The organism is Avibacterium endocarditidis, from assembly GCF_002921145.1.
GTDB lineage: Bacteria > Pseudomonadota > Gammaproteobacteria > Enterobacterales > Pasteurellaceae > Avibacterium > Avibacterium endocarditidis.
Genome location: NZ_PQVI01000001.1, coordinates 1 through 11,527 on the forward strand (window position 1 = coordinate 1; position 11,527 = coordinate 11,527).

General features: G+C 41.2%; 11 protein-coding genes and 2 pseudogenes. 1 reads left to right on the top strand and 12 read right to left on the bottom strand.

All coding sequences use genetic code 11. The features are described from left to right. Positions 1 to 49 precede the first annotated feature (49 nt). The 5 genes from pheA to C3Z13_RS11970 form a co-directional block, all read right to left on the bottom strand. Entirely contained in the window at positions 50 to 1,213 is a 1,164-nt protein-coding gene (pheA, locus tag C3Z13_RS00005; protein ID WP_103854580.1) for a prephenate dehydratase, read from the bottom strand. A 228-nt stretch (positions 1,214 to 1,441) separates the two neighbouring features. After that, complete coding sequence (locus C3Z13_RS00010) at positions 1,442 to 2,437, bottom strand: NAD(P)H-quinone oxidoreductase (protein ID WP_103854581.1); 996 nt, start codon at positions 2,435 to 2,437, stop codon at positions 1,442 to 1,444. Between the two features lie 74 nt (positions 2,438 to 2,511). Further along, positions 2,512 to 3,261 carry an SDR family oxidoreductase gene (locus tag C3Z13_RS00015; RefSeq protein ID WP_103854582.1) on the bottom strand — a complete coding sequence of 250 codons (750 nt, stop codon included), beginning with the start codon at positions 3,259 to 3,261 and terminating at the stop codon, positions 2,512 to 2,514. An 80-nt stretch (positions 3,262 to 3,341) separates the two neighbouring features. Continuing rightward, positions 3,342 to 3,791, bottom strand: a complete 450-nt coding sequence (locus C3Z13_RS11965) for a type 1 glutamine amidotransferase family protein (RefSeq protein WP_245872476.1) — start codon at positions 3,789 to 3,791, stop codon at positions 3,342 to 3,344. A 17-nt stretch (positions 3,792 to 3,808) separates the two neighbouring features. After that, a complete protein-coding gene (locus C3Z13_RS11970; protein WP_245872477.1) occupies positions 3,809 to 4,207 on the bottom strand; it encodes a type 1 glutamine amidotransferase family protein in 399 nt (132 codons plus the stop codon). A 141-nt stretch (positions 4,208 to 4,348) separates the two neighbouring features. On the opposite strand from C3Z13_RS11970, the pseudogene C3Z13_RS00025 reads away from it, so the two are divergent. Further along, positions 4,349 to 5,268: pseudogene (locus tag C3Z13_RS00025) on the top strand (LysR family transcriptional regulator). 60 nt (positions 5,269 to 5,328) lie between these two features. Here the strand turns inward: C3Z13_RS00025 and lpxC are convergent. The 7 genes and pseudogenes from lpxC to C3Z13_RS12915 all read right to left on the bottom strand — a co-directional run. Next, positions 5,329 to 6,246, bottom strand: a complete 918-nt coding sequence (gene lpxC / locus C3Z13_RS00030; RefSeq protein ID WP_103854610.1) for a UDP-3-O-acyl-N-acetylglucosamine deacetylase — start codon at positions 6,244 to 6,246, stop codon at positions 5,329 to 5,331. 42 nt (positions 6,247 to 6,288) lie between these two features. After that, positions 6,289 to 7,596 (bottom strand): cell division protein FtsZ, encoded by a 1,308-nt coding sequence (gene ftsZ, locus C3Z13_RS00035; RefSeq protein ID WP_103854583.1) that lies wholly within the window; start codon positions 7,594 to 7,596, stop codon positions 6,289 to 6,291. 174 nt (positions 7,597 to 7,770) lie between these two features. After that, the gene (locus tag C3Z13_RS00040) at positions 7,771 to 8,373 is read right to left on the bottom strand and encodes an FtsZ/tubulin family protein (RefSeq protein WP_103854584.1); all 603 of its coding nucleotides are present in this window, start codon (positions 8,371 to 8,373) and stop codon (positions 7,771 to 7,773) included. A gap of 29 nt (positions 8,374 to 8,402) precedes the next feature. Continuing rightward, entirely contained in the window at positions 8,403 to 9,680 is a 1,278-nt protein-coding gene (gene ftsA, locus C3Z13_RS00045) for a cell division protein FtsA (protein ID WP_103854585.1), read from the bottom strand. Between the two features lie 24 nt (positions 9,681 to 9,704). Then, positions 9,705 to 10,471: pseudogene (locus tag C3Z13_RS00050) on the bottom strand (cell division protein FtsQ/DivIB). Continuing rightward, positions 10,471 to 11,364, bottom strand: a complete 894-nt coding sequence (locus C3Z13_RS00055) for a D-alanine--D-alanine ligase (RefSeq protein WP_103854586.1) — start codon at positions 11,362 to 11,364, stop codon at positions 10,471 to 10,473. The pseudogene C3Z13_RS00050 and the gene C3Z13_RS00055 overlap by 1 nt, the downstream one beginning before the upstream one ends. 42 nt (positions 11,365 to 11,406) lie before the next feature. Further along, positions 11,407 to 11,527 (bottom strand): hypothetical protein (locus C3Z13_RS12915; protein ID WP_425427437.1); only part of this gene is annotated, 121 nt, incomplete at its 5' end.

Below are 11,527 nucleotides of genomic sequence, written 5' to 3' on the forward strand. Positions count from 1 at the left end.
TCCACCGCACTTTTATCTATTATGCCTTGTATTTTTAGATTTTACCTGCTTAATTTACTTCCACAGGCTTTACAATCTCACTCGGATAGCAGCCGAGAATTTTTAGATAGTTGCTATGTGCTTGCAATTCTTCTAACGCTTGTTGCACTTCTGGGTTATTGATATTGGCATCAATTTCAAGATAGAACATTTCGTCCCACGGCTGACCATAAATTGGGCGGGATTCCAGTTTCGTCATATTAATATTATGCTTTTTGAACACCAATAACGCCTCCACCAATGAGCCTGCTTGGCGTTTATTTGTCGTCATTAATAACAGGGTTTTAGTGTGAATTTGCGGCGATACCACCACAGGTTCTTTGGCAATCACAATAAAACGGGTGATGTTATTCTCTTGGTTGGCAATGTTGCTCTTTAGCACGCGTAAGCCATAAAGATGGCCACCATCTTCATTCCCCAATGCTGCAATATTTGGCTTATTCAGGCTTGCCACTAACTGCATTGCGTGTGAGCTACTTTCGCAATATTCGATATGTACACGATCAAGGCTGCGAATAAACTGGCTGCATTGCTGGATCACTTGCGGATGGCTGTATAGGGTGTCAATTTGGCTTAACTCACTGTGTTCTGTTGCGAGTACGCAATGTTTGATCGGGTATGCCAATTCACCAATGAGCGATAAATCCGTATGTTGCAACAAATCATAGACTTCATTAATTGAACCTGAAGTCGTGTTTTCCAGCGGCAAAATGCCGTAATCCGCCTCGCCATTTTGCACTTTTTCAAATACTTGCTCGAAAGAGCTGCAACTCAGTTCAATGAACGGTTTTTGATAACGGGTTGCATAACTGCGTGCCGCAAGATGAGAATAAGATCCGCGTTTGCCTAAGAAAGCAATATGGCTATTTTGCTCACGCTGTTCATTGAGTTTCTTTTGCAAATAGGCTTGCTGAGTCAGCACAGAATCTTCAATAATTTTCTGGAAAATTTGCGTGATATATTGTGGATCAAGCTGATAATTTTCATTTTCAGAAAATTGAATCAATTCTTGTAATAATTGTTGCTCACGCTCCACATCACGCAAGGCTTTCTGCGTGATTTCCTTACTACGCACCACGTCATAAGCCAAACGATGACGCTCCGAAAGCAGTTTTAATAAACTGCGGTCAATTTGGGTGATTTGTTGTCTAATTTCTGCTAAATCCAGTGCCATTTTGTTATCTCGGTTATAGGGGATTGGGGTAGGATAAACAAGATTTTATTTGAGATCAAATGAATGTGTGTTTCTTTTTCTTTCAGACATTTGAATTAAAAATGTAGCTAAGGTGAATTTTAAAGTGCGGCGAGAAATTTTTTGAATTTTTAAAATTCATTGAAAAACACCGCACTTTATTGTTTGGCTAATTACAAAGAAATCTCAATAGTCTAAAAATCCATCCCCCTATTCCCCCTTATCAAACGCCAACATCACCTTGCCAATATGCGTGCCTTTATCCATTTCTTGGTGTGCTTGTTGAACATCTTTAAAATCAAATACTTGATGAATAATTGGCTTGGCGATTTGTTCGCTTTCTAATTTGCCCCAAACATTTTGTTTTAACGATTTTGCGATTTCCGCTTTTTCAGCTTTAGTGCGGCTACGCATTGTTGATCCAGTGATGTGGGCGCGTTTTAAGGCGATTTGCAATAAATCTACGTTTTGAGCCACGGCACCGCCCATAAAGCCGATTAAAAACAATCTGCCATTTTGCTTTAAGCAAGCTAAATTTCGTTGGAAATAACTCGCGCCGACCACATCTAAAATCGCATCAATTCCGCCCGCACTTTGAATAACTTCGGCGAAATCTTGCGTTTTATAATTAATCGCAACCGCACCATATTGTTCAACAACGGCACATTTTTCTGCATTGCCTACGGTAGCATAGGTTTTAATGCCTAGGCTTTGTGCGATAGCAAGCGCCGTTAGCCCAATGCCACTTGTTCCGCCGTGAACCAATAGACTCTCCCCTGCTTTAACCTGTTGTTGCATAAACAAATTTACCCAAACGGTGAAAAGGGTTTCGGGCAACGCGGCGGCTTCTAGCAACGAATAATTTTTAGGAACTGGCAAGGCTTGGCTAGCTGGCACAAGGCAATATTCAGCATAAGCACCACCATCTGTTAAGGCGCAAACTTTATCGCCTAGCTGAAATTCACTCACACCTTCACCAACCGCAACCACTGTGCCGGAAAGCTCCAAGCCCATAATTGGCGTAACGCCCTTAGGCATTGGATACAGCCCTTGGCGTTGCATAATATCAGGGCGATTTACCCCAGCGTAAGCGACTTTTACGAGCAACTCACCTGCTCGTGCTGTGGGAATGGCGGCTTGTTCTATAAATAACACATCGGGCGTTCCCGCTTCTCGCATATTAATTTGTTGCATTAATTGCTGCATTGATATTTTCCTTATTCCCGTAACAACAATAATGCCGTTCAAAAACGGCATTATGTGATAAAAATGGGCGTAAATTAAAACTCTTGCACCGTTGGGCGAACGGTGATTTCGTTCACGGCAACGTTATCTGGCTGTTCCACCGCATAAGCAATAGCACGGGCAATGGAGCTGGCGGGGATTTCGTGGGCAGCATAGAATTTTTGCACGCGTTCGCGAGATTCTGGATCGCTGCTGCTGAATTTTAGTTCGCTTTCAATCGCCCCTGGGTACAGGGTGGTTACGCGGATATTATGTCCTGCCATTTCGGCACGCAACCCTTCGCTAATGGCTTTCACAGCGAATTTTGTGGCGCTATATACCGTGCCGCCGCCCGATGACACTTTCAAGCCAGCCACAGAAGAAAGATTGATGATATGCCCTGAGTTTTGTGCGAGCATTGTTGGCAGCACCGCCGCAATGCCGTATAGCACGCCTTTGATATTCACATCAATCATTCGATCCCATTCGTCCACTTTTAATGCGCTCATCACCGCGCCCGGCATAATGCCTGCGTTGTTGATTAACACATCAATGCGACCAAATTGTTGCAACGCGGCTTGTGCCAATTTTTCTACGTCTTCACGTTTTGATACGTCCATTTGCACCACAACGGCTTCGCCACCTTGCTGTTGAATTTGCTCAGCAAGGGCTTGCAAACGCTCTAAGCGTCTTGCGCCTAACACCACTTTAGCCCCTAATGACGCTAAATGACGCGCGGTTTCTTCACCTAGTCCACTTGACGCCCCTGTGATTAATACCACTTTGCCTTGAATATTATTGCTCATTGTTATTCCTTATTTCATTGATCTTATTAGATAAAAAAAGAGCGGTGAAAATTTTCTCAATTTTTACACCGCTCTTTGGATTATTTCACTGCTTTCAATAATTCACCAGCAGCTAAAATACCTAGATTATTTGATGCTAATGGGCTGTCACCAGTAAGCAATTTGCGATCTTTATGAACTTGACCTGTGATGCCTTCGTTCATAATTTTCACGCCTAATTTAGCAAGGTTTTCACCCACTAACCATTGTAATTTACCTGGCATATAGCCGATTGCTTGGTTAGCGCCTTCATCTAATGAATCAGGGAATACGCAAAGCTCATAGCCTTTGAATGGGAAATCTTCCGCTTTTTCGCCTACGCCAGCCGCTAATAAAGACGCTGGGCCGTGGCATAAAGTGATCACGTGTTTATCTTTATTTAATGCCCAATCTAACACTTTTTTCACGTCTTTGCTGTGTGGCACGCCAGCTAATACGCCGTGACCCCCTGGGATAAATACCGCGATATAAGGTGAATCTTCCGCTAACACTTCAGGTAAAATATCTTCTAATTTTTCGGATTTACTAATTTTGGCAAGTATTGGTTATATAAATCCATTACCGCTTTGTCTTCTTCTGGCATTGCCCAAATTTCTAATTTAACTGGGTTACCTGATAAGGTTGCCACATCAATTTCAAAGCCTGCGTGGTGCATATGCAACATAGGTAATAACATTTCAACGGGGTGGTTACCTGTTGAGAATAATTTACCGTTTTGCATTTCGATATAACGCTCATCTGTGCCGATCATTAATACTTTGTGTTTACCGCCAGTATAAGGTTTATCGAATTTGAAACCGTCAAAATCTGTTTTTTTGCTGGTATATTGTGTTAAAGAATATTCTGATGGGAAGAACGCATTGTGTTCAGCGCGATCCGCCACGGGGTTTTTACTTAAATCTGTCATTTTACTCTCCAAAAGTTTTTATCTTATAAAGTTCACTATGAAAAACCGTTTTAGCGTTTTTTCTGGCGTGCATTCTATCCCTAGATAATTACATTGAAAAGGGATAAAATCGGAATAGACTATTCGCAAAAAAGGAATAATATGAATAAACTTGATGCACTTCGTTATTTTAGTGTTGCCAGTGAAACCTTAAATTTTCGCGAAGCTGCACAACGCCTTGCGGTATCGCCACAAGTGGTCACCCGAATGATTGCCGAGCTAGAAAATCTGCTGGGTGAACGCTTGTTTCAACGTAATACGCGTAGCATTAAACTCACCGAATTTGGCGAACAATTTCTGCCCCAAGCACAACAATTATTGGTCGATAGCGAACGGCTTTTTTCTTCACAAAAAATTAATGATAAAGCGATGCAAGGCATTGTGCGAATTACCGTACCGCCTATGCCTTATAACGATCAGCTTTTATATGAATTATTGACCGCACTTGAACCCTATCCCGATTTGGTCATTGATTGGCGTGTTTCTTTAGATAAGCTGAAAACCATTGATGATCAAATTGATATTGGGCTGCGCGTGTGCCTTGAGCCAGAACAAGATTGGATAGCCCATCATATCTTTACCTTGCAGAAAAAATTGTTGCTGCACCAAAATTATTGCAACGTTTAGGCACGCCTGAGAGCCTACAAGATCTGGCGTTAAACTATCCGCTCAGCGGCTTGATTAACCCGAAACTGAAACGCATTTGGCACTGGCAAATTAATGCCCAACAGCATTTTATTCCAACCCACCCGAAATTTTTGGCTTCCGATATGTATAGCGAATTGCAATCGGCGCTCGCAGGGCGAACTTGCTCGCAGCTGATTGATATTTTATGCCAGCCTTATATCGATCAAGGCAAATTGGTAGAACTGTTTCCAGAGGTGGAAAAACAAAAATGGCAGCTTTATTTATATCGCCCTTATCAAAGCGTGGTGAGTGAGCGAGTATTATTTGTTTTTGAAAAATTAAAAACGATTTTGCAAGATATTGTGAAACGGATAGAAATGGAAAAAAGTGAATAAAATAAAGTGCGGTGAAAAATAAAGCCATATTTTTTAATATGGCTTTATTCGTTTTACGATTTAGATAAATACTTGATTTGGCGCAAGATAACCTTGTGGTACTTGCTGTTTATCTTCAAAGGTAACAAACTCCCACGCTTCTTGATCTTCAAGCAAGGCTCTTAACAATTTGTTATTTAAGCCGTGTCCTGATTTATAGGCTTTGAAATCACCGATGATGTTATAACCACACATATATAAATCACCAATAGCATCAAGCATTTTGTGGCGCACTAGCTCATCTTTAAAGCGAAGACCATCTTCATTTAAGATGCGATAATCATCAAGCACAATAGCGTTATCTAGGCTACCACCTAACGCTAAACCTTGTGATTGTAAATATTCAATGTCTTTCATAAAACCAAAGGTTCTTGCACGACTAATTTGTTGCACGAACGCTTGTGCGGAGAAATCCATTACATAATTACGCACATCTTTACCAATCGCAGGGTGATTGAAATCAATGGTGAAATCTAAACGGAAACCGTTGTAAGGTTTAAATTCTGCCCATTTATCGCCGTCTTCCACACGAATTGGCTTTTTCACGCGAATAAATTTTTTTGCTACATTTTGTTCTTCAATGCCTGCATCTAATAAAAGATAAATGAATGGGCTTGCACTGCCGTCCATAATTGGAATTTCTGGCGCGTCCACTTCAATAATCACATTATCAATGCCTAAGCCAGCTAAGGCGGCATTCAAATGCTCTACCGTTGAAATACGAATGCCTTCTTCATTTATCAAACAAGTACAAAGCATTGTATCACGTACGGCATTTGCGTTGGCAGGGAACGTTACTGGTGGGTTTAAATCCGTACGGCAGTAAATCACCCCAGTATTTGCCATTGCAGGACGTAAAGTTAGAGTTACTTTGTTACCACTATGTAGCCCCACGCCTGTTACTTTGATACTCTGTTTTAAGGTTCTTTGTTTAATCATAATGTTTTCTAAATCCACTGTATAACAATAAGATTTATTCCTTTACTTATCTTCTGGTTTACGCATAAAACTGTTCGCGTTAACTAAACCATCTTCTCTTTTAAGAGAATTTAAGCGATCAGTAATTGGCGTATCTAAAATGTTTCTATTCGTTAAATCCGCAGGGCGATTTGGCATTTGTCCTTGTTGTAGATTATGTGGCTGATAAGCTGTTGCCTGCTGTTGCCCAAATGGTTCTGGATTTGCTTTTTGCATCGGCTGACCTAATGGTGCGGTACGCGGTGCAATTTGAATATCTGGCTCATCAATATCACCAATACCCGTTGCAACAATCGTTACGCGCAATTCGTCTGTCATATCTGGCACTAAGGTTGTTCCCACTACAACAGTAGCTTCTTCTGAAGCAAAGGCTTTGATTGTATCCCCCACCACGGTAAATTCATCTAAGGTTAGGTCAAAACCTGCAGTAACATTAACAAGCACCCCTCTTGCGCCAGCTAAATCCACATCTTCCAATAATGGGCTAGCAACCGCTTCTTGTGCCGCTTTCTCTGCACGTCCATCACCAGCTTCACCTTGAACAACGCCCGAGCCCATCATTGCACGCCCCATTTCAGACATTACGGTACGAACGTCTGCAAAGTCTACGTTGATTAGACCCGGAGAAGTAATCATATCGGAAATACCTGTTACTGCATTACGGAGAATATCATTTGCAGCAGCAAAAGCATTCACTAAGCTGATGTTTTTACCTAATACTTTTAATAACTTCTCATTTGGAATGATGATCAAAGAATCAACGTGTTTAGAAAGCTCTTTAATTCCCATTTCAGCAAATTGCATACGCTTTCTACCTTCAAATGAGAAAGGCTTGGTTACTACGGCAACAGTCAAAATACCTAATTCTTTTGCAATTTGCGCAACAATTGGTGCAGCACCTGTTCCTGTACCACCGCCCATACCCGCGGCGATAAACACCATATCAGCCCCTTCAAGCATTGCACGAATGGCATCTTGATCATCTTCTGCGGCTTTACGCCCCACATTTGGGTTCGCACCCGCACCAAGTCCTTTAGTTGTTGAACCACCGATTTGAACAGTTTGTTGCACATTGCTTTTACGCAATGCTTGCGCATCTGTGTTTACGGCATAGAAAATAATTCTATCGTGTTCGTCATTTGTTGTTGGGAAAGCTAATTCATCAGCGCCCACTAACGTGCCGCCAATATCGTTTTTAATCATATTAGCAACCATATGGTTTACGGCATTACCGCCACCACCACCAACACCAACGACTTTAATCAGTGCGCCGTTCATATCACCAAGATCATAATCCACTGGTTCAAACATAGTTATTCTCCGTTAATGCCAAGATTTGCTGGCACAAAATTAAAACTTAAATTGCTCTTATTGTAGATGAAAAATAAAAATTCTCAAAATTCTGACCGCACTTTATTGCTAAAAATTCCCAAAAATAATAAAAGAAGTCGAAAAAATCGTAAATTTTCCACCGCACTTTTATTTTTAAGCAATAAAATGTTTTTCACTAAAACTTAATACGAACTCAACCAATTCACTATCCGCTTGGGCAAACAGTTGTTTTGAAGGTTGATTATCAGTTTTTGCGATCGCTTCGTTATTATTTAACACTTTAAGGGTTGTAACTAATTTTTCCAATTTGCTGATCGCAACCTCTGCATTATTGATACGTTTTTGCTCTTCAAACTCAAACGGTTTCACGACTACCGCCGCCATTGGGATTTTCATTGCGTTAAGTCTATCTGCAACCGTTGCAATCACCATTGACGATGTGTTACCTCCAACGGCTGAAACCAAGATAACAAAATCGCTGTCGCCCACCATTTGGCGTAATTTTTCTTCTACTTGTTGATCCGCCAAAGATTCTTGATTTAATTCATCACTGAGCAATAAGCTATCTTGCGCGTTACTTGAATTAAGCACTTCTTTATCGTTATCTATGGCATAAAACGCAAATTCATTGCTATTTGGTGCGGTAATGAACGTATCGTCTTGATCGTTTTTCTGCATTTTATCCATAATCATATGGAGTGCTTTTGTGCCATAAGTTCCGATACCAAGCACGCTGATCAATAATGTATCATTCATTTTGTTTCTCCCATTTTAAATAAAAGTGGTTAAAATTCTGACCGCACTTTATTTACAACTTTTTTCAATCCTGACCAGAATGCCCCTAAAACACTCTCTCCTGAGCCATATTGTTCGTTAATTGGGCTTTCATCTTCATCATTATGGTTATATTGTAATAACCCCACAACGGTAGAATATTGCGGTTTATTTACATAATCGGTTAAGCCGGTAATATTTAATGGGCTACCGATACGCACTTGCATTCCAAACACTTTCATTGCACATTGTTTTAAGTCTTCAATCTGTGCGCCACCACCAGTAATTACAATACCGGCGATTAATTCAAACTTCATTTGTTTGCTTTCAAGTTCGTACTGTAATTGGTTTAATTCTTGGCGAACTAAGCCTAATAATTCTTCATAACGCGCAGAAGTCGCAACCGATAATTGTTCTTTTGTTAGCACGCGCGGTGCTCGTCCACCGATGCCTGCCACTTCAATTCGCTTTTCTGGGTGTGAAGATGGAGGATTCCACGCACTGCTGTAATTCACTTTAATGCGTTCAGCTTCTGTTCTTGAGGTTTCGCAGGCATAGGCGATGTCATCGGTAACACGATTTCCTGCATAAGGAATTACTTTACTAAAACGCAATGCGCCGTTGGTGTAAACCACAATGTCCATTGTGCCAGCACCGAAATCAATTAAGCACACGCCAAGATCTTTTTCATCTTCCGTTAGCACGGAGCAACCTGATGCCACGCCCGAATAAACGATTTTATCTACTTTTAATTTACAGCGTTCTACCGCTTTTTTAAGGTTGTTTTGCCAATCCTGATGGCAGGCGATCAAATGCGCTTGCGCTTTTAAACGAACGCCCTGTAAGCCTAGAGGATCTTTAATATTTACCTGTTTATCTACGGCATATTCTTGCGGAATAATATGCAATAAGGAAAGCCCTTCGCCCATTCTCACTGAGCTGGCGGTGTGCATTGCGGAATCAATTTCCTCTTGCGTAACTTCACCTTCAACAATCGGCACAAAACCGCTTTCATTTAAGCTTTGAATGTGATCGCCCGTAATCGCCAAGGTAACGCTTATAATTTGGCAATCTGCCACGGATTCCGCCGCCTCGATTGCCCGTTGAATTGAGGTAACCACTGCGTTTAGGTCAGTAATGCTACCTTTATCAATGCCCTTGGAAGGGCAGCTTCCCACGCCTAAGATATTCACTACGCCGTCTGGCAACACTTCACCCACAACAGCGACGACTTTAGAAGTACCGACTTCCAATCCAACAATCGTTTTTGATTCCACAATCTTTGCCATTTTCTAACTTCTTATCAGGTAAAATTATTCGTTTATATCAACCATTCCTACGGCAGCCCCTACTTTATAGCGGAGATCGACATAGGATAACTTTTTATTTTCAGGAACTTCAATTTGCGGATAAATGGTGGCAAAACGATCGAGTTTGCTTTTCCACCCCGTCCCAATTTTAATAATACGCCATTATCAAGTTCTAATTGCCAAGCCTCTCGATCATCAATGGCAACGGATTTTAATGTTAGCCCTTTTGTTTTTAGATCTTGGTAAATCTTTTTCCACGCATCTAACACCACTAAACTTTGATAATCCGGCCCTGCTAAGTGCGGTAAATTTTTATCCTGTAATTTATCCACTGGTAATTTGAATACCACGCCATCGCTAGATAAAAATTCATTATCGTTCCAAACGGCGACAGGCGTATATTCACTGACCAAAATGTTTAGTCGGTCAGGCCAGATTTTTCTCACTACGGCTTGTTTAACCCAAGGCATTTTTTGGATTTGCTCACGCACTAAACTCACATCTTGCCCAAAGAAACCTTTAAGATCGCCCATTTTTATCAGCATATCACGCACATCTTCATCAGTGGTGAATGCCGGTGTTCCTACGAGATTAAAGGCACTAATAGGGCGATCATCTAGTTTTTCGAGCCAATTTTGCCAATTTGAGTAAACATAAAACATTAACCCTAGACATAATAGCACAATTAATGGCTTGACCTGCATAAAAAAGCGAGCTCTTGGCTCTCCAGTGCGTATGCTTTGTGTCGCTTTATGTCGCCATAACTTCATTAAACACTAAGCTCCAAAATTTTCTCTACAAGCTGTTCAAAAGAATAACCCACCGTTGCGGCTGATTTTGGGAATAAACTATGGCTGGTCATTCCTGGGTTAGTGTTCACTTCCACTAAGCGGAATTGTCCTTCACCGTCCATCATCACATCAATACGGCTCCAACCACGACAACCTACTGCATCATAAGCACGCTTCACTAATTGACGTAATTCTTGCTCGCGTTCATCAGTTAAACCTGCTGGACAAAAATATTGCGTATTATCGGAAACATATTTCGCTTCATAATCATAAAACTCACCTTCAGGCACGATTTTGATCGCTGGCAATACTTCATTATCTAAAACAGGCACAGTAAATTCATCACCTGCAAGCCATTCTTCAATCAAAATGGTATCGTCAAAACCTAAGGCAAATTCCACCGCACTTTGTAATTCATCAAGTTGATTGACTTTTCTTAGCCCTACACTTGAACCTTCTAACGAAGGTTTTACCATTAACGGCAGACCTAATTTTTCGACAACTGCGGCAGGATTTAGTTCGGATACTGTTGATTTTGTTACGATTTCCATATTCGCCACTGGCAAACCAAAAGCTTTCCACAACATTTTGGTCCGCATTTTATCCATTGTTAAGGCAGATGCCATTACGCCACAGCCTGTGTAAGGAATACCAATTTGCTCAAGCAAGCCTTGCATTGTGCCGTCTTCCCCACCGCGGCCGTGCAAAATATTGAATACACGATCAAAGCCCTGTTGTTTTAATTCCGCCACAGGAAAGGTTTTCGGATCGATCGGGTGCGCGTCATAACCAAGGCTTTTTAACGCATTAAGCACGGCTTCGCCTGAATTAAGTGAAACCTCACGCTCGGCAGAAGTTCCGCCAAGTAACACGGCAATTTTTTTGTTTTAATGTTTTTTTCATACTACTTCCAATTAATTTTCTGTCCACTTATCGGCTAATTGACGGGATAGTTTACTCACATTGCCAGCGCCTTGCGCCAAAATTAAATCACCGTCTTGAATAACCTGATCCAAAATTTCCGCAAGACTTTCT